Source organism: Novispirillum itersonii, assembly GCF_014205675.1.
GTDB classification, from domain to species: Bacteria; Pseudomonadota; Alphaproteobacteria; order Rhodospirillales; family Rhodospirillaceae; genus Novispirillum; species Novispirillum itersonii_A.
In genome coordinates this window covers 307,963-329,949 of sequence record NZ_JACIIX010000002.1, presented here as the reverse complement: position 1 = coordinate 329,949, position 21,987 = coordinate 307,963, and the positions used below count along the sequence as shown (strand labels likewise).

18 protein-coding genes are annotated in these 21,987 nt (G+C 63.5%); 10 read left to right on the top strand and 8 right to left on the bottom strand.

Annotated features, from left to right (window positions below; translation table 11 throughout):
• Nucleotides 1-13 precede the first annotated feature (13 nt).
• Complete coding sequence (gene glpD, locus FHS48_RS04680) at nucleotides 14-1,540, bottom strand: glycerol-3-phosphate dehydrogenase (protein ID WP_184261887.1); 1,527 nt, start codon at nucleotides 1,538-1,540, stop codon at nucleotides 14-16.
• A gap of 477 nt (nucleotides 1,541-2,017) precedes the next feature.
• On the opposite strand from glpD, the gene FHS48_RS04675 reads away from it, so the two are divergent.
• Nucleotides 2,018-2,815: a DeoR/GlpR family DNA-binding transcription regulator gene (locus FHS48_RS04675; RefSeq protein WP_184261885.1), complete on the top strand. Its 798-nt coding sequence runs from the start codon at nucleotides 2,018-2,020 to the stop codon at nucleotides 2,813-2,815.
• 688 nt (nucleotides 2,816-3,503) lie between these two features.
• Here FHS48_RS04675 and FHS48_RS04670 read toward each other — a convergent pair.
• The 6 genes from FHS48_RS04670 to miaA form a co-directional block, all read right to left on the bottom strand.
• Nucleotides 3,504-4,262, bottom strand: a complete 759-nt coding sequence (locus tag FHS48_RS04670) for a substrate-binding periplasmic protein (protein ID WP_184261883.1) — start codon at nucleotides 4,260-4,262, stop codon at nucleotides 3,504-3,506.
• A 115-nt stretch (nucleotides 4,263-4,377) separates the two neighbouring features.
• Complete coding sequence (locus FHS48_RS04665) at nucleotides 4,378-4,980, bottom strand: substrate-binding periplasmic protein (RefSeq protein ID WP_184261881.1); 603 nt, start codon at nucleotides 4,978-4,980, stop codon at nucleotides 4,378-4,380.
• A gap of 424 nt (nucleotides 4,981-5,404) precedes the next feature.
• Nucleotides 5,405-6,424, bottom strand: coding sequence for a ketol-acid reductoisomerase (ilvC, locus tag FHS48_RS04660; protein ID WP_184261879.1), 1,020 nt, complete (start codon nucleotides 6,422-6,424; stop codon nucleotides 5,405-5,407).
• 87 nt (nucleotides 6,425-6,511) lie between these two features.
• Nucleotides 6,512-7,018, bottom strand: a complete 507-nt coding sequence (gene ilvN, locus FHS48_RS04655; RefSeq protein WP_184261877.1) for an acetolactate synthase small subunit — start codon at nucleotides 7,016-7,018, stop codon at nucleotides 6,512-6,514.
• Nucleotides 7,019-7,050: 32 nt separating this feature from the next.
• On the bottom strand, nucleotides 7,051-8,811 hold the full coding sequence (locus FHS48_RS04650) for an acetolactate synthase 3 large subunit (RefSeq protein ID WP_184261875.1): 1,761 nt from the start codon (nucleotides 8,809-8,811) through the stop codon (nucleotides 7,051-7,053).
• A 127-nt stretch (nucleotides 8,812-8,938) separates the two neighbouring features.
• Nucleotides 8,939-9,901 carry a tRNA (adenosine(37)-N6)-dimethylallyltransferase MiaA gene (gene miaA, locus FHS48_RS04645; protein ID WP_184261873.1) on the bottom strand — a complete coding sequence of 321 codons (963 nt, stop codon included), beginning with the start codon at nucleotides 9,899-9,901 and terminating at the stop codon, nucleotides 8,939-8,941.
• A 139-nt stretch (nucleotides 9,902-10,040) separates the two neighbouring features.
• Here miaA and serB point away from each other — a divergent pair, with 139 nt between their 5' ends.
• Entirely contained in the window at nucleotides 10,041-10,937 is an 897-nt protein-coding gene (gene serB / locus FHS48_RS04640; protein WP_184261871.1) for a phosphoserine phosphatase SerB, read from the top strand.
• A gap of 70 nt (nucleotides 10,938-11,007) precedes the next feature.
• On the top strand, nucleotides 11,008-12,465 hold the full coding sequence (locus FHS48_RS04635; RefSeq protein ID WP_184261869.1) for a sigma-54-dependent transcriptional regulator: 1,458 nt from the start codon (nucleotides 11,008-11,010) through the stop codon (nucleotides 12,463-12,465).
• Between the two features lie 98 nt (nucleotides 12,466-12,563).
• Here FHS48_RS04635 and FHS48_RS04630 read toward each other — a convergent pair whose 3' ends face one another.
• Entirely contained in the window at nucleotides 12,564-13,547 is a 984-nt protein-coding gene (locus tag FHS48_RS04630) for a metallophosphoesterase (protein ID WP_184261867.1), read from the bottom strand.
• Nucleotides 13,548-14,160: 613 nt separating this feature from the next.
• On the opposite strand from FHS48_RS04630, the gene mraZ reads away from it, so the two are divergent.
• The 7 genes from mraZ (at nucleotide 14,161) to mraY (ending at nucleotide 21,981) form a co-directional block, all read left to right on the top strand.
• Nucleotides 14,161-14,616, top strand: coding sequence for a division/cell wall cluster transcriptional repressor MraZ (gene mraZ, locus FHS48_RS04625; RefSeq protein WP_184261865.1), 456 nt, complete (start codon nucleotides 14,161-14,163; stop codon nucleotides 14,614-14,616).
• Nucleotides 14,616-15,620, top strand: a complete 1,005-nt coding sequence (gene rsmH / locus FHS48_RS04620; protein ID WP_184261863.1) for a 16S rRNA (cytosine(1402)-N(4))-methyltransferase RsmH — start codon at nucleotides 14,616-14,618, stop codon at nucleotides 15,618-15,620. The genes mraZ and rsmH overlap by 1 nt, the downstream gene beginning before the upstream one ends.
• A complete protein-coding gene (gene ftsL / locus FHS48_RS04615; RefSeq protein ID WP_184261861.1) occupies nucleotides 15,617-16,009 on the top strand; it encodes a cell division protein FtsL in 393 nt (130 codons plus the stop codon). The genes rsmH and ftsL overlap by 4 nt, the downstream gene beginning before the upstream one ends.
• On the top strand, nucleotides 16,009-17,874 hold the full coding sequence (locus FHS48_RS04610; RefSeq protein ID WP_184261859.1) for a peptidoglycan D,D-transpeptidase FtsI family protein: 1,866 nt from the start codon (nucleotides 16,009-16,011) through the stop codon (nucleotides 17,872-17,874). Before ftsL ends, FHS48_RS04610 begins: the two co-directional genes overlap by 1 nt.
• A complete protein-coding gene (locus tag FHS48_RS04605; RefSeq protein ID WP_184261857.1) occupies nucleotides 17,861-19,324 on the top strand; it encodes a UDP-N-acetylmuramoyl-L-alanyl-D-glutamate--2,6-diaminopimelate ligase in 1,464 nt (487 codons plus the stop codon). The genes FHS48_RS04610 and FHS48_RS04605 overlap by 14 nt, the downstream gene beginning before the upstream one ends.
• Nucleotides 19,321-20,739 carry a UDP-N-acetylmuramoyl-tripeptide--D-alanyl-D-alanine ligase gene (locus tag FHS48_RS04600; protein ID WP_184261855.1) on the top strand — a complete coding sequence of 473 codons (1,419 nt, stop codon included), beginning with the start codon at nucleotides 19,321-19,323 and terminating at the stop codon, nucleotides 20,737-20,739. The genes FHS48_RS04605 and FHS48_RS04600 overlap by 4 nt, the downstream gene beginning before the upstream one ends.
• A 156-nt stretch (nucleotides 20,740-20,895) precedes the next feature.
• A complete protein-coding gene (gene mraY, locus FHS48_RS04595; RefSeq protein WP_184261853.1) occupies nucleotides 20,896-21,981 on the top strand; it encodes a phospho-N-acetylmuramoyl-pentapeptide-transferase in 1,086 nt (361 codons plus the stop codon).
• Nucleotides 21,982-21,987: the final 6 nt, after the last annotated feature.

Here is a 21,987-nt window from a genome sequence, read left to right as displayed (position 1 = left end):
GTCCCAGCACACCTCACTCCGCCGCCGGGGAGACGACCCCCCGGTTGGTCCGCATCCACAGATCAAGACGGGCAATCTGGTCCGCCGTCATCCGCAGGCCCAGCTTGGACCGGCGCCAGACGATATCAGCGGCTTCCCGCGCCCATTCCTTCTTCATCAGGTATACCACTTCCCGCTCGGTCAGGGTGGCCCCGAACTGTTCGCCCATGTCAGCGACCGAGGCCGCATCGCCCAGCAGCTGGCGGGCACGGGTGCCATAGGCACGGATCAGACGGCGGGCCCAGACATCATCAAGGAACGGATAGTCCTTCTTCAGGGCGGCGATCAGCGTCCACACATCGGTCGGCGAGAAATCACCGCCGGGGAACACCGCCTTGTCGGTCCACGGACCGCGCTTACCGGGGAAGTAGGGGATCAGCTTTTCCAGCGCCGATTCCGCCAGCTTGCGGAAGGTGGTGATCTTGCCGCCGAAAATGCTCAGCAGCGGCGCGGCACCGTTGGCATCTTCCAGCTTCAGCACATAATCCCGGGTTGCGGCCTGCGCGGCGGAGGCCCCGTCATCATACAGCGGCCGGACGCCGGAATAGGTCCACACCACATCCTCGCGCCGGACCGGACGCCGGAAGTATTCCGAGGCCGCATCGCACAGATACTGGGCCTCGTCCTCCGTACAGTGCACCGCCGCCGGATCACCCTTGTGATCGTGATCGGTGGTGCCGATCAGGGTGAAATCCTGTTCATAGGGAATCGCGAAGATGATCCTGCCATCCGGATTCTGGAAGATATAGGCCCGGTCATGTTCAAAAATCTTCGGAACGACCACATGACTGCCCCGGACCATGCGGATGCGCGCCGGAACCGAGGCCTTGACCTTGGTGGTCAGCACATCTTCCACCCATGGGCCGGCGGCATTGACAATCGCCCGGGCCCGGACCGTCTTCGACAGGCCGGTGTCGGTATCGGTGACAGACACCACCCACAGGCCGTCTTCCCGCTGTGCCCCGCTGCACCGGGTGCGGGTTTCAATCACCGCGCCGCGCTCCACGGCGTCCATGGCGTTCATCACCACCAGCCGGGCATCTTCCACCCAGCAGTCGGAATATTCAAACCCCCTGCGGTACCCATCGCGCAGCGGTGCCCCGGCGGCATCGTGGCGCAGATCCAGTCCCCGGGTGCCCGGCAACAGCTTGCGCCCGCCGAGATTGTCATAGAGGAACAGCCCCAGACGCAGCAGCCACGCCGGGCGCAGGCCCTTCACATGCGGCAGCACAAAGCGCAGCGGCCAGATGATGTGCGGCGCGGCGTTCAGCAGAACCTCGCGCTCGATCAGGGCTTCGCGCACCAGACGGAATTCGTAATATTCCAGATAGCGCAGGCCGCCATGGATCAGCTTGGTGCTGGCGGAAGAGGTCGCCTGCGCCAGATCGCCCTGTTCACACAGATACACCGAAAGGCCCCGGCCAACAGCATCGCGCGCAATGCCGCAGCCATTGATACCGCCCCCGATGATTGCCAGATCGTAGATCGCCTGATCCGTCATATTCTTCCCACCAACCGGTCTTGTTCCGCCGGGCCCGGATGACCCGTCTGTTTGCTGCGCGAGGTTCGCCAGAGGATGAGATTGAGCGGTATTGACGCATTCCGGTCAAGAAAATTTTCGGAATCTTTCAATTTTAAGAACATGAACGTTCGTATTTCGCACATGCACACATAAATATAGCACATGCGGAAGAACATGACCCGGATCGGATGTTTTTATAAACAAATTAAAATCAGTAACTTGTCATAAAATTCAACGACATTCGCAAGGCACTTCAGCGCACTTCCAAAACAGCACATTCACGAAAGTGTCATAAAAATGAAACATTCGCTCGACTCGCTACTTGACCGTGGCTGATACCCCATTATTCTTTCGAAGGTAACGCCGCCACGGCAGCCGGATGAGGCCCGATCCCGCCCCATCCGTGCTGAGAGAGTAAAAAAGTGCGGCACGAACCCCCGGAGAGAGACCCGCGCCATGCCCCTTTCCTTCCGTCAGCAGGAAATCATGGACGCCGCCCGCGATGCCGGGCGGGTTCTGGTCGATGAACTGGCTGAGCAGTTCAAAGTCACCCCGCAGACCATCCGCCGGGACCTGAACGAACTGTGCGACCGTGGCATGTTGGCCCGGGTCCACGGCGGTGCCGTTCTGGCATCAGGAATCGAGAACGTCGGGTACGAGGCCCGGCGGATCATCGCCGCCGATGAAAAGACCGAAATCGGCCGCCTCTGTGCCGCCGAAATCCCCAACAACGCCTCGCTGTTCATGAACATCGGCACCACCACCGAAGCGGTGGCCCGGGCCCTGCTGAATCACCGCAACCTTCTGGTGATCACCAATAACCTGAACGTCGCCAACACCCTGATCCAGAATCCGTCCTGCGAGGTGATTGTCGCCGGTGGCCTGCTGCGCCGGGCCGATGGCGGCCTGATCGGGGAAGCCACCGCCGACTTCGTTAAAAAATTCAAAGTGGACTACGCCGTGATCGGGGCCTCGGCGATCGACGAGGACGGGGCCCTGCTCGATTATGATTACCGGGAAGTCCGGGTGGCGCAGGCGATCATCGAAAACGCCCGCAAAACCTATCTGGTTGCCGATAAGACCAAGCTGTCGCGGTCTGCGCCGGTGCGGATCGGTCACTTCTCGCAGATCACCGCCTTCTTCACCGACGAAATGACCTCGCCGAAGCTGACGCAGGCCTGTACCCAGCATGGGGTCGAAGTGTTCTCCCTGACCGGCCAGCATCCGCACCGCCCGGTCTACAGCGATCTCTGAAGCACCGGCATCCCATACATTCTAACCCCTGAAACGGCGCAGCCCTCACCGGCAGCGCCGTTTTTTGCTGCCCCCGGCCCAAGGGGTCACGAGGCGGAATCAGAAAAACGCAATTGCAACTCATTTGCACTTGCGTTCGAGATCAGGAGCCCGTATAACCACTCCATCGACGCCACAGCGGGTGGCTGCGGACCGGTCCTCCCGGCGGCAACACCCCTCCGGCAACGGATGCCAACGCAGGCCAGCGCCGCTCCGCCCTTCCCTCTCTCGGGGTTGGATCAGCGCTTTGTCAGCAGCCCCCGCGTGGCCGTCGGACCTTGTGTTTATCCCTCTCTCCTCAACTCAAATCCCTCTCCTACCTTCCTTCCCTGATACCTGTTACCTCCGGGGGGTTTCCCCAGATCTCCCCGGCCTTCTTTCCCCGTTCCGGCGCAGACCGGCCCGGGATCACCCTTCGGTGATGCGGTCCTCTCTCCCGCATCCCGAGACAGCGCGGTCAGTCCCGCAGGGCAACCGCCTTATCCTTACCCCCGCTGCCATCGCAGCCGCCGTCATCCACCCGGGCCTGGAGGGACTGACAGCAGCAGTGATCGCGCGGGGGTTCTTTTTTGATTCCATCATCTCTGATCACGGCATCGCCGAAGCAGCGACAGCCACCGGACCCCGATCAGACAGGGGACGACTTGCCCTATTCGGCCCAAGCCGCCGCAGCAACCCCCTGCGCCCGCTCCGGGCCGATATAGGCGGCGAGAATCCGTTGCCAGCTTCCATCCGCCTGCATGGATGCAAATGCCATCCGGAGCCGGGCCTCCACCCGGTCCGCATCAGGCAAACCCGGATTGGCGGCCAGATAACTGCCCGTCACCTGCTGCGGAGCGCCAATCCGCAGACTCTCCGGGGCAAAACCGGCAGACCGCCAGGCATGCAGGATCCGCAGATCAATTTCGTACCATGCCGACACCCGGCCCCCGCGCAGAAGACGGACCGCCTGCTGGGGATCGTTCACCTGCACCACCCGGTCAGGCCCGCCACTTTTCAGGGCCTCGTCCGCCCGTGGCGTTCCGGCCAGAACGACAACCGGCCCATCGGCAAAGGCCTCGGTCAGGCTTTGATAGTCCTTCGCCAGCCCGGCAAGCACATAGGCCGTCGGCAGGACCCTGACCATCCAGCGATACTCCGTTTCCCGCGCCGGTGTCCGGGCCAGATTCATGATCAGCCCCCCACCACCGCCAAGCACCTCGGCCTGCGCCCGCCGCCACGGTGTCAGGGTCAGCGTGTAGGGCAGCCCCGCCCGCCGCAGCATTTCCTCGGTTGCCTCGCGGAACAGTCCCGGCTGACCATCCCGCGACACAAACGGAGTCTGATGATCATCGCCATAGAGGGCCAACGGGTCATCTCCGGCATGGCACAGGCCGGGCTGGAAGGCCGCAAGGATGACAGACAGCATCGCTCCCCGGATCCACCGGCAGCAGGCAGGCCAGCGTGCCGGTCCGGATCCCGTTGTGCCTGTCAGCATCCCTTCGCCCCTTTCCTGCCGCATGCCTGCACTGCTCCTGCGTCTCTTACCGGGCCAGTCCGGCATAGCGTCGGCCGATCGCCGCCCAGCTGCCATCGGCTTTCATGGCCGTAAAGGCCTGCTCCAGCTGGGCCCGGATCCGGCCCTCATCCCGCAGGGCAAAGCCTGCGGCCAGATACCCGGCAATGCGGCGCGTCGGCACAAAGAAAGGCCGGGAGGACGCATTGCTTCCGTCCGGCCAGAACCGTTCAATCCGGGTGGAAGTGTCATACCACGCCACAACACGCCCGGACGTCAGCATGCGCGCCGCCTGTTCCGGATCATTCACCTGCACGATGTGCCGTTCAGGGCCGATGGCCTGTAACTCCGTGACCCGGGGCGTCCCGCGGACGGCGGCAACCATGCCTTTCTGCAAGGCAGCCTCCAGAGTCCGGAGGGACGGATCAGCGGTTGCAATGCCGTAATCAAGTTCCCCGGTTTTCAGTAGCCAGATATAATCACCCTCCCGCTCCGGCGTCCGCGCCATGTTCAGGACAACGCCATCAGGGTCAGATTTGACGACGGTCTGCGCCCGGTTCCAGGCCGTGCACTCGATCCGCACCGCATACCCGGCCCGGCGGAACAGCTCCACCGCCCGTTCCGTCAACATCCCCGGGCCGACTGAGGAGCCATTGCAGACAACAGGCCCCTGTTTTTCCCCGCCATAGAGGGTGATCACCCTCTGCGCTGGCCGATTATCTTCGGCAACGGCAGGCCAGACTGCGAAGACCGACAGAAAAACCCCGATCAGACCCGCTCTTAACCGGTCCACACCATACCCCGCATCCCAACAACCTCCTGAACACGTTTTCAGCGATGCCGGAATCCCCCCATCACTGATGTATGTTTACACTTAATCGAACACCCGCGCATCCCCTCAATGGATATTCACTCATAAGTTGATTATTTAGATTTGTTTCCGCAAAAAGAAAATACCCCGCAGCGGACTGCGGGGTATTTTTCTCAGGAGGGCGGCATTTCTGCCGCCACGATCTGATCAGACTGGCGAAGAAACCTCGCCAGACGCGACAGGATCAGTTCTTGTCCTTGTCGACCAGCTTGTTGGCACCGATCCACGGCATCATCGCGCGCAGACGGCCACCGACTTCCTCAATGCCATGCTCGGCATTGCGGCGGCGGGTCGCCTTGAAGGACGGCTGACCGGCCTTGCATTCCAGCATCCAGTCGCGCACGAAGCGACCGGACTGGATGTCATCCAGAACGCGCTTCATTTCCGCCTTGGTTTCGGAAGTGATGATGCGCGGACCGGTGACATAGTCGCCGTATTCAGCGGTGTTGGAGATCGAATAGCGCATGTTGGCCATGCCGCCTTCGTACATCAGGTCGACGATCAGCTTCACTTCGTGCAGGCACTCGAAGTAAGCCATTTCCGGGGCGTAACCGGCTTCGACCAGAGTTTCGTAACCGGCCTTGATCAGCTCGGTCAGGCCACCGCACAGCACGGCCTGTTCGCCGAACAGGTCGGTTTCGCACTCTTCACGGAAGTTGGTTTCGATGATGCCGGACCGGCCGCCGCCGATGGCGGAGGCGTAGGACAGGGCCAGTTCCATAGCGTTGCCGGACGCGTTCTGAGCCACGGCGACCAGACACGGCACGCCACCGCCACGCTTGTATTCGGAACGCACGGTGTGGCCCGGGCCCTTCGGGGCGACCATGAACACGTCGAGGTCCTTGCGCGGCTCGATCAGGTTGAAGTGCACGTTCAGACCATGGGCGAAGACGAGGGCAGCGCCTTCCTTCATGTTCTTGTGCAGGTCGGCGTAATACAGATCAGCCTGAAGTTCGTCCGGGGTCAGGATCATGACCACGTCAGCCCAGGCGGCGGCTTCGGCCGGGGTCATGACCTTCAGGCCTTCGCCTTCGGCCTTCTTGCGGGTGGCGGAGCCTTCGCGCAGGGCAACCGCGACGTCCTTGACGCCGGAGTCACGCAGGTTCAGCACATGGGCGTGGCCCTGCGAGCCGTAGCCGACAACGACGACCTTCTTGGTCTTGATCAGGTTAACGTCGGCGTCGCGATCGTAGTAAACGCGCATGATTTTGTCCTTTTAAACCAAACTGTCAGTTGGAAGATGACGCGGCGGGAACGCACTCCCCGCCGCCGTTGATACAGAACAGGGGAATCAGAGGCCTTCAGATCCACGGGCAATCGCGGCAACCCCGGTCCGGGCGACGTCGATCAGCCCCAGCGGCTCCATCAGCTTGATGAAGGCGTCGAGCTTGTCGGTCTTGCCGACGATTTCGAACACAAAGCTCTCGTTGGTGGAATCCACCACATTGGCGCGGAAGATATCGGCGATGCGCAGGGCTTCCACCCGCTTCTCGCCGATGCCCGCCACCTTGATCAGCGCCAGTTCGCGGCTGACATGCGGGCCTTCCACCGTCAGATCGCGCACCGTGTGAATCGGCACCAGACGGCTGAGCTGCGCCTTGATCTGCTCGATCACCATCTCGGTCCCGGAGGTGACCAGCGTGATCCGCGACAGCTTTTCCCGCGGGTCCACTTCCGACACCGTCAGGCTTTCAATGTTGTAGCCACGCCCGGAGAACAGGCCGATCACCCGGGCCAGAACCCCGGACTCGTTGTCCACCAGAACGGAAATGGTATGACACTGGATTTCGGTCGACATTTGCACGGTGTTTACTCCCTGTCAGGCGTGGCTCAGACCAGCACTTTGCCTTCGTCGGCAATGGCTTCGGTCCCTGCGGCCACCGGCCCCAGCAGCATCTGGTTATGCGGCTTGCCCGACGGAATCATCGGGTAGCAGTTTTCTTTCTGGTCGACGAGGATGTCCATCAGCACCGGACGGTCAACCGCCATCATGTCCTTGATGGCCCCGTCCAGTTCATCCGGCTTTTGGACCCGGATGCCGACAGCACCGAAGGATTCCGCCAGCTTCACGAAGTCCGGCAGGGCTTCGGAATAGCTTTCGGAGTAGCGGCTGCCGTGCAGCAGTTCCTGCCACTGACGGACCATGCCCATGTACATGTTGTTCAGGATGAACACCTTGACCGGCAGGCGGTACTGCACGGCGGTGGACAGTTCCTGCATGTTCATCATGAAGCTGGCTTCGCCGGAGATATCGACCACCAGCGCATCCGGGTGGGCCATCTGCACGCCGATCGCCGACGGGAAGCCGTAGCCCATGGTGCCAAGGCCGCCGGAGGTCATCCACTGGTTCGGCTTATCGAAGCCGAAATGCTGGGCCGCCCACATCTGGTGCTGCCCGACTTCGGTGGTGATGTAGGTTTCGCGGCCCCGGGTCAGTTCATACAGGCGGCGGATCGCGTACTGCGGCTTGATGATCTCGCTGCCCTGCTCGAAGGCAAGACAGTTGACCTTGCGCCAGTCGTTGATCTGCTTCCACCACACTTCCAGCGCCCTGGCGTCGGATTTGGCCTGCGTGGACTTCCAGATCTTCAGCATGTCTTCCAGAACGTGGGCGACATCGCCGATGATCGGCAGATCGACCGCAACGTTCTTGTTGATCGAGGACGGGTCGATATCGATGTGGATCTTCTTCGAGTTCGGCGCAAAGGCCGACAGCAGGCCGGTGACACGGTCATCGAAACGGGCACCGACGCACAGCATGACGTCGCAGTCATGCATCGCCATGTTCGCCTCGTAGGTCCCGTGCATCCCCAGCATGCCGAGGAACTGCTGATCCGACGCCGGATAGGCCCCCAGACCCATCAGGGTCAGAGTCACCGGGAAGCCGGTGGTGCGGGCAAAATTGGTCAGCAGCTGGCTGGCACCGGGGCCGGAGTTGATGATGCCGCCGCCGCCGTAAATGATCGGCTTCCTGGCGTTGGCCAGCAGCTTCACCGCCTCTTCGATCTTCTTCAGGTCACCCTTGACCTGCGGCTTGTAGGACTTGTGCTTGACCTTCGCCGTCGCATTATACGGCGCGGGCAGCATCAGGATGTCCTTCGGCAGGTCAATCACCACCGGGCCGGGACGGCCCGTGGTGGCGACGTAGAAGGCCTCGTGCATGGTGCGGGCCAGATCGTCCGACTTCTTCACCAGATAGTTATGCTTGGTGCACTGGCGGGTGATGCCGGTGGTGTCCGCTTCCTGAAAGGCGTCATTGCCGATCAGGTGGGTCGGCACCTGCCCGGTCAGACAGACGACCGGAATGGAATCCATCAGCGCATCGGTCAGGCCGGTGACGGCATTGGTGGCGCCGGGGCCGGAGGTTACCAGAACCACGCCCACCTTACCGGTAGACCGGGCATACCCTTCCGCCGCATGAACGGCCGCCTGTTCGTGCCGGACCAGAACATGCTTGATCTGGTTCTGCTGGAACAGCTCGTCGTAAATGGGTAGGACGGCACCGCCCGGATAGCCGAAGATTACGTCCACACCCTGATCAACCAGGGCTTTAAGGACGATCTTTGCTCCCGACATGGTTTCCTGGGCCATAATCCTTAACCTCTCAAAGTGTCTTCTCCCGCCGCAACCGGGGCTTTCCACCTGTGGGAAAACCGCGCCGGAACGACGCCTTCCCCGCCGGAAACGCGGGGGAGAACGGCACCCTAGAGGGTTGCGGTCAGCCGGTCAACAAAAAGTGACGAACTTTTGCAAAGATTTCCGATCTCGAACTTTCTGAATATTGCGCAGGCAGGATTTCCCGCGAACGAAGCTGTCCACGGAACCATGTCATCTGCCGTTTGGCAAAGTTTCTGGTGGCCTGTTTAGACGCGCGGATGGCCTCGGCCCGGTCCATCCGCCCGTGTAGCAGCCCCCGCAGCTCCGGTACGCCCAGTGCCTTGAGAATCGGGGCATCTTCGGGCAGACCCTGCCCGTCCAGCGCCCGCACTTCGTCCAGCGCCCCGTAGTCCATCATCAGGTCGAAGCGGCGATCGCAGGAGACATAAAGCTCCTCGCGCGGCGGGGCGATCAGGATCGGGAAAAAGGTGCCGTCAATCAGCCGCACGTTCGGCTCGGTCTGCCAGTCGGTGATCGACCGGCCGGTCGCCTCCCACACTTCCCACGCCCGGCACAGGCGCTGGGTGTCGCCGATGTTCAGACGGTCGGCGGTGACCGGATCAACCTCCGCCAGCCGGGCATGGAAAGCGGCGTTGCCGATCTCCTCCATCTCTGACCGGCTGCGCTGACGGATTTCCTCCGGAATCTCCGGGATCGGCGACATCCCTTCCATCAGCGCCCGGATATACAGACCGGTGCCACCACAGACGATCGGCAGCAGCCCGGCCATCCGGCAGACGGCGATTTCCGCCGCCGCCATTTCCGCCCAGCGCATGGCGGAACAGACCTCCCGCCCCGGCAGCATGCCATACAGGCTGTGCGGGGCCTTGGCCATATCCGCCGCCGACGGGCGGGCGGTGATGACGTGCAGATCCTGATACACCTGCATGGAATCGGCATTAATGACGCAGCCGTCAAACTCCGTCGCCAGATCCAGCGCGCAGGCGGACTTGCCGCTGGCCGTCGGTCCGGCCACCACGACAACAGCCTGCCGCAGCATCTCGGGGTCGGGGGTGCCCGTCATCGTCGCCTGTTCTCCACACATCAGAGTCCGTCCGGTCTTGCCTTTGCCGCCGGTTGTTCCGTATACGATGCCGCAAAGCAGCAGATTGAGCCACCGCGAAGTGACATCTGCCCCCGCCGCCCGAGCCCCGGAGTCCGTCATGGAAAAAGTGCTGACCCTTGTTGCCACCCCGGGCGGCCTGACCGCCGGGCATATCGCCACCGCCCGCGACGCCCTGCGCGAGGCCCACGCCTCGGTCTCCCCGCCGGAGTGGCTGGCAGAGAACACCGCCTGTGACCTGCTGTTCACCGGCATCACCGCTGACTTCGCCGATGCCGTGGTCCGCCGCCATTTTGCCGACGCCGGGGTCGATCTGTTCTTCCAGCCGGTGGAGAACCGCCGCAAAAAGCTGCTGATCGCCGACATGGACTCCACCATGGTCACCGGCGAAACGCTGGACGATCTGGCCGCCTTCGCCGGACTGAAAGACAAAATCGCCGCCATCACCGAGCGGGCCATGCGCGGCGAGCTGGACTTTGAAGAGGCCCTGCGCGAACGCGTCGGTATGCTGAAAGGCCTGTCCGCCGACGCACTGGAACGCACCTGGGAAGAGATCCACTTCATGCCCGGTGCCCATACGCTGGTGCAGACCATGCGCACCAACGGGGCCCACTGCATCCTCGCCTCCGGCGGGTTCACCTTCTTTACCGGCCGTGTCGCCGCTGCCTGTGGCTTCCACGAGCATCACGCCAACACCCTGATTGTCGCCGATGGCCATCTGACCGGCGAGGTCGCCACGCCGATCCTTGGCAAGGATGCCAAGCTGCGCCTGCTGATGGAAGGGGCCGGAGCCCGCCACCTGCCGCTGGCCCTGACCGCCGCGGTCGGCGACGGTGCCAACGATCTGCCGATGCTACAGGCGGCCTCCCTCGGCGTGGCCTATCACGCCAAACCACTGGTCCGCGAAAGTGTGGCCCACAAGGTCAATCACGGGGATCTGACCGCCCTGCTGTTCGCGCAGGGCTATAAGGCCGCAGAGTTTGTAACCGCCCCGTGATCCGGTTGCGCCGGGTAAAAGGCTGCGCTACTTTGTGGAAATTATGGCAGCAGCAACGCAGGCGCCGGATATGAAAGCTCGGGTACTGATCGTCGAAGACGATCCGCTGATGGCAGAACGGTATGCTTTCGATCTGGCCGCGCACACGGTTGACTGTGTGCACTCCGGGCAGGAGGCGGTCGCCGCACTGGAACGCCTGACCCCGGATGCGGTGGTGCTGGACGTACACCTGCCGGATATGAACGGACTGGACATTCTGCGGCGGATCCGCTCCGCCCAGATGCCGGTCGGGGTGGTGGTGGTCACCTCACAGGCTTCCGTCCGTCTGGCGGTGGAGGCCCTTCAGGCCGGGGCCACCGACTTTCTGGTCAAACCGTTCACCCCGGAACGCCTGCAGGTCACCATTGCCAACGTGGTGGAAAAGCAGCGCCTGTCCCGGCAGGTGGAAGAACTGACCGAAACCCTGCGGGAAGAGCGGACCAACACTTTCTATGGCTTTATCGGGGCCTCGGCCTCCATGCGCGGGGTCTACCGGATCATCGAGGCCGCCGCCCCGTCGAAGGCTACGGTGTTCATCACCGGGGAAAGCGGCACCGGCAAGGAACTGTGCGCCGAGGCGATCCACCGCGCCGGTCCCCGCACCGGCAAACCCTTCGTTGCCGTCAACTGCGCCGCCATCCCCAAGGACCTGATGGAAAGCGAGCTGTTCGGGCATCTGAAGGGGGCCTTCACCGGGGCCACCGGCACCCGGGACGGTGCCGCCTCCCGCGCTGACGGCGGCACACTGTTCCTCGACGAAATCGGGGAAATGGACATTAACCTTCAGGGCAAGCTGCTGCGCTTCCTCCAGACCGGCATGGTGCAGAAGGTCGGGGCCGACAGTGCCCAGAAGGTGGATATCCGCGTCGTCTGCGCCACCAACCGCGACCCGCTGCGCGAGGTCGAGGAAGGCCGTTTCCGCGAAGACCTGTATTACCGGCTGCATGTCATTCCCATCCACCTGCCGCCGCTGCGGGAACGCGATGGCGACGCGCTGGAAATCGCCGATGCCCTGCTGGTCAAGCTCGCCGGGGAAGAAGGCAAGGGCTTCCGCCGTCTGGAGCGCCGCGCCGCTGCCGCCATTGCCAGCTACGACTGGCCGGGCAACGTGCGCCAGCTGGAAAACGTGCTGCGCAGCGCCGTGGTCCTGAACGACGGACCGGAACTGACGCTGGAGATGCTGCCGCCGGTGCTGTCGACCGGCACCCGTTCCACCCCGGCAGGCCTGCTGTCCGAGGCCGCCGCCGAGGGGATCCCGCGCCCGCTGACGGCGGAACCGGCCCTGAATGGCAGCCGGGAACAGGTGGCGACGCTGGTGCTCGGCAGTGCGGCCGACCTGAAACCCCTGTGGCTGATTGAAAAAGAAGCCATTGAGCATGCCATTGACCTGTGCGGCGGCAACATCCCCAAGGCAGCGGCGCTGCTGGAAATCAGCCCCTCGACCATTTACCGCAAGAAAATCACCTGGTCGGAAAAGGGGCTGGACTGAGCCTCAGTCCCACCCCTGCCCTTCCGCCCGAAAAGCCATAACGCCCGGAGATCCCTCCGGGCGTTATCGTTTCGTCTCTCAGCCCCGGCGGGGATGGATCAGTTCTTCACAAAGTCCCGCTGCCCCTTCACGTACAGGGGCCGGAAGCTGAAGGTATCCTCGCTGTCCGGATCAATGCTGACCTTCACCGCGTGGACCTGCTTTTCCCCATACACTTCCAGACGGGTGACGTTGTCGAGCACCTTCTTATCCTTATCGCGGGTCTTGAACGGGTGATCGATGCGGAAGTAATGGGTATCCCCGTGGATGAACAGGACCGGCTTGCCAAAGGCCGCCGCCTCTTCCGCAAAAGCATCCAGAGTCCGATTGAAACCGGAATGACCCGGGGTCTCGCCATTCACATCGCTGTCCAGCGGATTGGCCTGCATGGCCAGCACCAGCACCCGGGCGTTCTCCGCCTTGGCTTTAGCGAAACTGGAGCGGATCCACTCCACATTGGCGGCATCGCGGGCAAAGAACTCCGCCACCGCCGCCGGGTCGCGCACTTCAAAATTGTTGTTGCTGCCGACCACATGGGCGGTCACCACCATCACCCCCTTATGGGTGAAGCGGGCATTCTCGACCATCTGCTTGTGGGCGGAGACATCGGCCTGCCGCTCCACCTTCAGCGGAGCCTTGCCCAGCGTCTCCGCCTTGGTGAAGAACAGACGGCGCAGGGCGTCCAGACGCTCCAGCGGATCCATGCTGCCCGCCTTCTTGCGGTGGCAGTCCGTCCATTCATTGTCGCCGGGGGTATAGAGCAGCGCGGTTTTGAAGCTGTTCAGAAATCCCAGCTGATTGCGGAACTCCTCATCCGAACAGACCGTCGATCCACTTTTGATGTCACCGATATGGACGGTGAAATCCGGGTTGGCGGCATTGATCGCCGCAATCAGCCGCTCATACGGCGGATAGGCTTCCTCCGGCTTGCCATAGGGCATGTCGCCGATCGCCACGAAGGAAAAGGCATCAGCGGCGCTGGCGGGGGTGCCGGTTCCGGCAATCATCATGGCGACCACAGCCGCCTTCATCATACCGCGCATATCAGAAACTCCTAGTAAACGGGTAGGCGACTGTAATCCGTCAAGGATGTCAGGGACATGACCATGCCATGAATTTCCTGTGACCGGTGACTCCCGAATCACGGGCTGGCCCGGATGGCAGCCAGAGGGGAGTCGGATGGGACGGTATGGGACAGAGCCGGTGCTTTTCGACCGCAGGTGATAATGTTCACTTTCTGTTCAAAATACTCAGCCGCCCCGGAATCCCAAAATAAATCCACAGGATTAATCCTATAGGATTAAGAACATAAAAAGAACATTTAATCCATCCCCTCCTGTGGATAAGTATACTTTTCGGCACCGCACCAATGACTTGCCAGAGAAACCCACAGGCTTCCCACAACCTTAAGCAATCGCCCCAAGAGCCGGGATTTGCTCAGCTTTCCCATCAGCGCTCCGGCTGGCGTCGTTGACTCCCATCCCATCCCATGACATACCATGGTGTACCAAGGGGAACCCACAGAGACCCAGCAAAACCCGATTTTTCAGCGAAGCACGGGGCGCCGAAAAACCGGATGGGCATCTGTCCCCCCGCAGTGGGCAGTCGGCGGGTCCATATCCGTCATTTTCAGGACGAGAGGCAGACGGTAAAGCGATGGCGCTTTTCGTTTCGACCATCGTGAACAAGGTTGACCGCAAGGGACGGGTCTCCGTCCCTGCCCAATGGCGTGCGGCCCTTGCATCACAGTCGTTTGCCGGGATCGTCTGCTTCCCGTCGTTCACCCATCCCTGCCTTGAGGGGATGGATATGGAACGGCTGGAGAAAATGGCAGAGAGTCTGGACCGGCTCGATATGTTCTCAGTCGAGCAGGATGACATGACCCAACTGATTTTCGCCGCCGCCCGTCAGCTGTCCTTCGATACCGAAGGCCGGATCATGCTGCCCGAAGATTTCATCGCCCACTCCGGCATCTCCGACAGTGCCGCCTTTGTCGGCCGTGGCCGCACCTTTCAGATCTGGGAACCCGAAGCCCAGCGCGCCGCCCTTGCCGACAGCATGCGCCGGGCCTCCGCCCAGCGCCCGACCCTGAAGCTGGAAGGGGGTGCCTGATGACCGACGCCCCGCACATTCCCGTCCTTCTGACCGAAGTGCTTGACGCCCTTGCCGTCGCCCCCGGCGGGACCTATGTCGATGGCACCTTCGGCGCCGGTGGCTATACCCGTGCCATTCTGGAGGCTGCCGCCGACACCCGCGTGATCGCCATCGACCGCGACCCCGACGCCCGCCCGCGTGCCGAAGCCCTGTCCGCCCTGTTTCCGGGCCGCCTGTTCTTCCTGCCCGGCCGCTTCGGCGACATGCAGGCCCTGATTGACGCCGCCGGGCTGGGCCCGGTGGATGGCGTGACGCTGGATGTCGGCGTGTCGTCGATGCAGATCGACACTGCCGCCCGTGGTTTCTCGTTCATGAAAGCCGGTCCGCTGGACATGCGGATGGAACAGGCCGGGCGCAGCGCCGCCGATGTGGTGAACGAGACCGAGGAAAGCGACCTCGCCGACATTATTTACCAGTACGGGGAAGAACGGCTGTCCCGCCGCATTGCCCGTGCCATTGCTGAAGACCGCCGGGTCAATGGCCCGATTGAGACCACCAGCCGTCTGGCCGAGATCGTGCGGCGGGTGGTGCCGAAGAAGAGCCATGACGGAATTGATCCGGCCACCCGGACCTTTCAGGGCCTGCGGATTTTTGTGAACGACGAGATCGGGGAACTTCAACGCGGCTTAACCGGAGCAGAAGCGTTGTTGCGCCCCGGCGGACGATTGGCGGTGGTGTCTTTCCATTCACTGGAAGACCGGGAGGTGAAAACCTTCCTCGCCGATCGCACCGCCGAAATGAAATCCCGGCCCCTGCCGGGAGAAAAAATCCTGCCCCCCGCCACCTTCCGGCTGGTCGCCAAAAAGGCGATCCGGCCGGGGGATGAGGAATGCCGGCGCAACCCCCGCGCCCGGTCATCCCGCCTGCGGGTGGCGGAACGCACCGAGGCCCCGGCCCGGGGCACTGACTCCCTGATCCATGCTGCCGCACACGCCGGACACCGGCGGGGAGAGCCGTCATGATCCGTGGAACGACCATTCTATGGGGCATTCTGGTGCTGCTGGTCAGCACCGCCATGTTTCTGATGAAAATGCAGGTCCAGACGCTGGAAGACACGCTGGCCAAGGTCAACCGCGCCACCCGGCAGGACCGGGAGGCGATCCGCGTCCTTGAGGCGGAATGGGCCTATCTGAACACGCCGGTCCGGCTGTCGGAGCAGAGCCGCCGTCTGCTGTCGATGGAACCGCTGGATGCCGACACCATTGTCGCGCTGGCCGACCTGCCGATGCGCGGCAAAACCGGGACCATGGTCGCCCGTGCTCCCCAGACCCCGGCCCCCGGGAAACCCCGTCCGCGGTCCGCATCCGCTGACCCGCAGGCGGAGCTGGCGAGTCTGGAAGGGGATCAGTGATGTTCTCCTTCCTGCGCCGTAAGCCGAATACGTTTTTCTACCCCGGCGAGGAGATCCGCTCCCTGCGGACGCCCGGGGCCACGGCAAGCCACAGCAAGGCATCCCAGAAGGCCGTTCAGGCCGGGGCTGCCCACAAATCGCTGGAAACCGGCCGCGCCCGCCTGATTGTCACCGGCGGGCTTTTTGTGCTGGCCTATGCCGCCGTTGCCATCCGCCTGATTGATGTGATGGTCCTGAAGGCGGAAGACCGCCCGATTGCCGAACGGATCGCCGCCACCACCGAGGTCAAGCCCCGGCGGGCCGATATCGTTGACCGCAACGGCGTGGTGCTGGCCACCAACCTGCCGACGGTCAACCTGTATGTTGACAGCACCAAGGTGATTGACCCCGCCGAAGGGGCGGACAAACTGGTTTCCGCCCTGCCGCACCTGAACCGCCATGACGTTCTGACCAAACTCAGTTCCGGCAAGCGGTTCGTTTATCTTGACCGCAACCTGACCCCGAAGGAACAGGCCGCCGTCAACGCCGAGGGCGTGCCCGGGGTGTTCTTTGAGAACTCCGAACGGCGGGCCTATCTGCAAGGGCCCCTGCTCAGCCATGTGCTGGGTGCCACCGACCCGGAAAACAACGGGATCGGCGGTCTGGAACTGAGTTTTGACCAGCGCCTGAAGCAGAATCCCGACCCGCTGCGGCTGTCGATTGATGCCCGCGTGCAGTTTGCCGTCCGCAGCACCCTGATGAAGGCCGTCGAGACGTTTCAGGCGATCGGGGCCATGGGGCTGGTGCTGGACGTGCGGACCGGGGAAATCATCTCGATGGTCTCCCTGCCGGACTTTGACCCGGAATCCTTCGGCAACTCCGACCCCAACACCCGCTTCAACCGCGCCACGCTCGGCGTGTACGAAATGGGCTCGACCTTCAAGGTGTTCAACACCGCGATGGCGCTGGAATCCGGCCAGATCCGGGCCACCGATGTCTATGACACCACCAGCCCGCTGAAGATTGCCCGCTTCACCATCAACGACGACCACCCGGCGCGCTATAACCTGAACGTCGGCGAAATCCTGATCAAATCGTCCAACATCGGCTCGGCGCGGATGGCGGTGCAGATGGGGCCGACCGCCCAGCGCAAGTTCCTCGGCGAGATCGGGCTGCTGGAAAGCGCCAAGATCGAGGTGCCGGAAAACGGCTTCCCGCTGGTGCCGCCGGTGCAGAACTGGAAGGAAATCGCCACCATGACGATTTCCTACGGTCACGGCATTGCCGTCACCCCGGTGCATCTGGCCAAGGGGCTGTCCGCCATGGTCAACGGCGGCGTGCTGCGCCAGCCGACCCTGCTGCTCGGCAATGTGCAGGATGGCAAGCGGGTGATCCGCGAGGAAACCTCGGCCACGGTCCGCAAGCTGATGCGGATGGTGGTGACTGACGGCACCGCCCGCAAGGCCGATGTGCCCGGCTATGAGGTCGGCGGCAAGACCGGCACCGCCGATAAGGCCGCCGCCGGGGGCTATGACACCAAGCGCCTGCTGACCACCTTCGCCGGGGCCTTCCCGATCAGCGACCCGAAGTATCTGGTGATCGTCTCGCTGGATGAGCCGAAGCCGCTGAAGTCCACCTATGGCTTTGCCACCTCCGGCTGGAACGCCGCCCCGACCGCCGGGGCGCTGATCGCCGAGATCGGGCCGATCCTCGGCGTACAGCCGACCAGCGTTGATGACCTGCCCAAGGGCGGGGCCGGTGCGCAGTCGGTCAGCCTGACGTCCCGCGTTGCGGCGGCGGTGGCCTCGGTGGTTCCGGCCTCTTACAACAAGCCCCGCCCGCCTGCTCCGCCCCGGCCAACGGGAGAGACCAATGCGCCTCGCTGATCTGATCACCGCCCCGGCCTTTCCCGGTATCCTGACAGGGGATGCCGGGACCGCCATTTCAGCCCTGACCGCCGACTCCCGGGCCGTGCGCCCCGGCACCCTGTTTGCCGCCCTGCCCGGGGTGAAGATGGATGGTCACAGCTATATCCCCGCCGCGCTTGCCGCCGGGGCCTCTGCCCTGCTGGTCAAAGCCGACTGGGACGGAGAAGCGCCGGTTCCGGTGATCCGTTCGGCGGAACCGCGTCTGGCGCTGGCATGGATGGCCGCCGCCTTCCACAGCGCCATGCCCGCCCATATTGCCGCCGTCACCGGCACCAACGGCAAAACCTCCACCGCCGTTTTCTTCCGGCAGATCTGGGGGCAGCTGGGCCAGCGGGCCGCCAGCATCGGCACCCTTGGCCTGACCGGCCCGGATTTCGAGACCTATGAAGGCCTGACCACGCCCGACCCCGTCACCCTGCATCGCTATCTGGCGGAAGCCGCCGGACAGGGCTGCGCCTATACCTGTATGGAAGCGTCCAGCCACGGGCTGGACCAGTTCCGGCTGGATGCGGTGCCGGTGGAGGCCGCCGCCTTCACCAACCTGACCCGCGACCATCTAGACTACCACAAAACGGTGGAGGCCTATTTCGCTGCCAAGGCCGGACTGTTCACCCGGGTGCTGAAAGCCGGGGGCATTGCCGTCCTGAATGCGGATATTCCGGAATTTCCGACCCTGAAGCGCCTGACCGAAGAGGCCGGACGCCGGGTATGGAGCTTCGGACGCAACGGCACCACCCTGCGCCTGACAGACCGGTCGATCCATACCGGCGGACAGACCCTGTCGCTGGAAGTGATGGGGGTCACCCACACCGTCGATCTGCCGCTGGTCGGTGAATTTCAGGCGATGAACGCCCTGACCGCGCTGGGGCTGGTGCTGGCCACCGGCGGTGCCCCTGCGGCGGCGGTGGACGCCCTGAACCACCTGACCGGCGTGCCCGGACGCCTCGAAAAGGCCGGGCAGCGCCGTAACGGGGCCTCGGTCTATGTTGACTATTCCCACACCCCGGACAGCCTGATCAACGTGCTGACCGCCGTGCGCCCGCATGCCAGCGGCCGGGTGATCGTCGTCTTCGGCTGCGGCGGTGACCGCGACCCCGGCAAGCGCCCGCTGATGGGCGAAGCCGCCGCCCGCTACGCCGATGTGCAGATCCTGACCGATGACAACCCGCGCAGCGAGGATCCGGCGACGATCCGCGCCGCCGCCCGCCCCGGATGCCCGGATGCCATTGAGATCGGGGACCGCCGCGCCGCCATCTTTGCCGCCGTAGACATGTTGCAGGAGGGGGATGTGCTGGTGATTGCCGGAAAAGGCCATGAAGACGGCCAGATCGTCGGCACCGTCACCCTGCCCTTCGACGACCGTCTGGTCGCCCGCGATGCCCTGAACCAGATGGAGGGTCCGGAATGAGCCTGTGGACAACCCGCACCATTGCCGACGCGGTCTCCGGGACCTGCCCGTCCGACATCGCCGTCCACGGTCTGTCGATTGACAGCCGCACGGTTGCCGTCGGGGATCTGTTCATCGCCCTTGCCGGGCCCAGCCATGATGGCCACGACCATGTCGCCGCCGCCCTTGCCGCCGGGGCGGTCGGGGCGTTGGTCCACCGGATCCCGGACGGGGTTGACCCGGCCCGCCTGATTGTCTGCGCCGATACGCTGGACGCCCTGACCGCCCTTGGCCGGGCCGGACGCGACCGTTTTACCGGCACCGTGATCGGCGTGACCGGCAGCGTCGGCAAAACCTCCACCAAGGAAGCGCTGGCCCATGTGCTGGGCACCTTTGCCCCGACCCATGCCGCTGTCGGCAGCTTCAACAATCACTGGGGTGTACCGCTGACGCTGGCCCGGATGCCGCAGGATGCCCGTTACGCCATCATCGAGATGGGGATGAACCACGCCGGGGAACTGCGGGCCCTGACCGCCATCGCCCGCCCCCATCACGGCATCATCACCTGGGTTGCCGGGGCGCATCTGGAGTTTTTCAACTCCATCGCCGAAATCGCCGATGCCAAGGCCGAGATGCTGGAAGGTGTTCAGCCCGGCGGTATTGCCATCCTGCCGCGCGATAATGAGTATTTCAGCCGTCTGAAAGAGCGGGCGCAGACCCTTGGCCTGCCGGTGCGCACCTTCGGGGCCGATCCGGAGGCCGATGTGCGGATGGAGTCGGTGACCATCGCCGCCGACCACACCACCGTCTCAGCCCGAATCGACGGGCGCGCGGTGCCGTATACGGTCGGTGCCGCCGGTCAGCACTGGGCCAGCAACTCGCTGGCGGTGATGGCCCTGATTGAGGCTCTCAGGCTGGATCTGACGCAGGCGGCACAGGCCATGCGCGAGGTCGGGCCGCCGAAGGGCCGGGGCGCACGCAGCAGCCATCCCCTGCCGTCCGGCGGGGTCTTTACCCTGATTGATGAAAGCTATAACGCCAACCCGGCATCCGTCACCGCCGCCCTGCGCACCCTTGGGGCACAGACCGCAGGCCCGGGAGGCCGCCGGATCGCCATTCTCGGCGATATGCGGGAACTGGGGCCGGATGGCCCGGCCCTGCATGCCGGTCTGGCGCAGGAAGTTGTGGCATCCGGGATCGAGCGGGTCTATACCGCTGGCCCCCTGATGACCAACCTGCACAATGCGTTGCCGTCAGCGGTCCGTGCTGAGCACGCCGCCGACAGCTCCGCACTCGCCGCATGGATCGGTTCGCACCTTTCCGACGGCGACGTGGTGATGGTCAAAGGGTCGCTTGGCATGCGTATGGCTACGATTGTGACCACACTCAAAACTCTGACCGGTTCCGGATCCACACACACACACCAGACCGGTTAGGGCGTATCCCGGATCCCCCCAAACGCCTTCCCCAAGGCGACCGGAGCGGGGGATACCGGGGTTTACCCTAAGACTCTGTAAACCATCGTCACGATGTAAATCACACACTTACAGTAAAAAGTTCGTTAATCAGATTAAGAAAGGCCCCTCCCCCCGATGCTCTACTACCTGTCGCAGCTTTCCGGCGACCTCAGCGTGCTGAATCTGTTCCGGTACCTGACCTTCCGGGCCGGGGGGGCCATCCTGACCGCACTGCTGGTCGCCTTCCTGATCGGGCCGGGGGTTATCCGCTGGCTGAAGCGCAAGCAGAAGGAAGGGCAGCCGATCCGCGCCGAGGGGCCGGAGAGCCACCTGCTGACCAAGAAGGGCACCCCGACCATGGGCGGGATGATGATCCTGATCGGCTGTCTGGTCTCCACCCTGCTGTGGGCGGATCTGGGCAACGGCTTCGTCTGGGCGGTGCTGCTGGTCACCCTGTCCTACGGCCTGCTGGGCATGGCGGACGATCTGCTGAAGGTGACCAAGCGCAACACCAAGGGTGTGCCGGGCAAGGTCAAGCTGCTGGTGCAGTTTGGGGTCGGGGCGATTGCCACCGCGTGGATTGTCCGGCTGTCCGATCCGGCCATTGCCGATGGCCTGTCCATCCCGTTCTTCAAGACCGTGATGCTGCATCTCGGCCTGTTCTACATCCCGTTCGGCATGTTCGTGATGGTCGGGGCGTCGAACGCCGTCAACCTGACCGACGGACTGGATGGTCTGGCCACCGTGCCGGTGATGATCGCCGCCGGGGTGTTTGCCCTGATTGCCTATTTTGTCGGCTCCGCCGTCTATTCGAATTATCTCGGTATCCATTACGTTCCGGGCACCGGGGAACTGGCGGTTTTTCTGGCGGCGCTGATCGGGGCCTGTCTTGGCTTCCTGTGGTTCAACGCCCCGCCGGCCATGGTGTTTATGGGCGACACCGGCTCGCTCGCCCTTGGCGGTGCCCTCGGGGCGGTGGCGGTGGCGACCCGGCACGAGATCGTGCTGGCGATCACCGGCGGCCTGTTCGTGCTGGAAACCGTGTCGGTGATCGTGCAGGTGGCCAGCTTCAAGCTGACCGGCAAGCGGGTGTTCCGCATGGCCCCGCTGCACCATCACTTTGAGAAAAAGGGCTGGGCGGAACCGACTATTGTCATCCGCTTCTGGATCATCGCCACCATTCTGGCGATTGTCGGCCTGTCGACCCTGAAACTGCGTTAATCCCCC

What these genes read in the sequence shown, in the direction of transcription:
- glpD (WP_184261887.1), bottom strand. Translation starts at nt 1,540, where the DNA reads ATGACGGATCAGGCGATCTACGATCTGGCAATCATCGGGGGCGGTATC.
- FHS48_RS04675 (WP_184261885.1), top strand. Translation starts at nt 2,018, where the DNA reads ATGCCCCTTTCCTTCCGTCAGCAGGAAATCATGGACGCCGCCCGCGAT.
- FHS48_RS04670 (WP_184261883.1), bottom strand. Translation starts at nt 4,262, where the DNA reads ATGCTGTCTGTCATCCTTGCGGCCTTCCAGCCCGGCCTGTGCCATGCC.
- FHS48_RS04665 (WP_184261881.1), bottom strand. Translation starts at nt 4,980, where the DNA reads ATGTTGACGGAACGGGCGGTGGAGCTGTTCCGCCGGGCCGGGTATGCG.
- ilvC (WP_184261879.1), bottom strand. Translation starts at nt 6,424, where the DNA reads ATGCGCGTTTACTACGATCGCGACGCCGACGTTAACCTGATCAAGACC.
- ilvN (WP_184261877.1), bottom strand. Translation starts at nt 7,018, where the DNA reads ATGTCGACCGAAATCCAGTGTCATACCATTTCCGTTCTGGTGGACAAC.
- FHS48_RS04650 (WP_184261875.1), bottom strand. Translation starts at nt 8,811, where the DNA reads ATGGCCCAGGAAACCATGTCGGGAGCAAAGATCGTCCTTAAAGCCCTG.
- miaA (WP_184261873.1), bottom strand. Translation starts at nt 9,901, where the DNA reads ATGACGGGCACCCCCGACCCCGAGATGCTGCGGCAGGCTGTTGTCGTG.
- serB (WP_184261871.1), top strand. Translation starts at nt 10,041, where the DNA reads ATGGAAAAAGTGCTGACCCTTGTTGCCACCCCGGGCGGCCTGACCGCC.
- FHS48_RS04635 (WP_184261869.1), top strand. Translation starts at nt 11,008, where the DNA reads ATGAAAGCTCGGGTACTGATCGTCGAAGACGATCCGCTGATGGCAGAA.
- FHS48_RS04630 (WP_184261867.1), bottom strand. Translation starts at nt 13,547, where the DNA reads ATGCGCGGTATGATGAAGGCGGCTGTGGTCGCCATGATGATTGCCGGA.
- mraZ (WP_184261865.1), top strand. Translation starts at nt 14,161, where the DNA reads ATGGCGCTTTTCGTTTCGACCATCGTGAACAAGGTTGACCGCAAGGGA.
- rsmH (WP_184261863.1), top strand. Translation starts at nt 14,616, where the DNA reads ATGACCGACGCCCCGCACATTCCCGTCCTTCTGACCGAAGTGCTTGAC.
- ftsL (WP_184261861.1), top strand. Translation starts at nt 15,617, where the DNA reads ATGATCCGTGGAACGACCATTCTATGGGGCATTCTGGTGCTGCTGGTC.
- FHS48_RS04610 (WP_184261859.1), top strand. Translation starts at nt 16,009, where the DNA reads ATGTTCTCCTTCCTGCGCCGTAAGCCGAATACGTTTTTCTACCCCGGC.
- FHS48_RS04605 (WP_184261857.1), top strand. Translation starts at nt 17,861, where the DNA reads ATGCGCCTCGCTGATCTGATCACCGCCCCGGCCTTTCCCGGTATCCTG.
- FHS48_RS04600 (WP_184261855.1), top strand. Translation starts at nt 19,321, where the DNA reads ATGAGCCTGTGGACAACCCGCACCATTGCCGACGCGGTCTCCGGGACC.
- mraY (WP_184261853.1), top strand. Translation starts at nt 20,896, where the DNA reads ATGCTCTACTACCTGTCGCAGCTTTCCGGCGACCTCAGCGTGCTGAAT.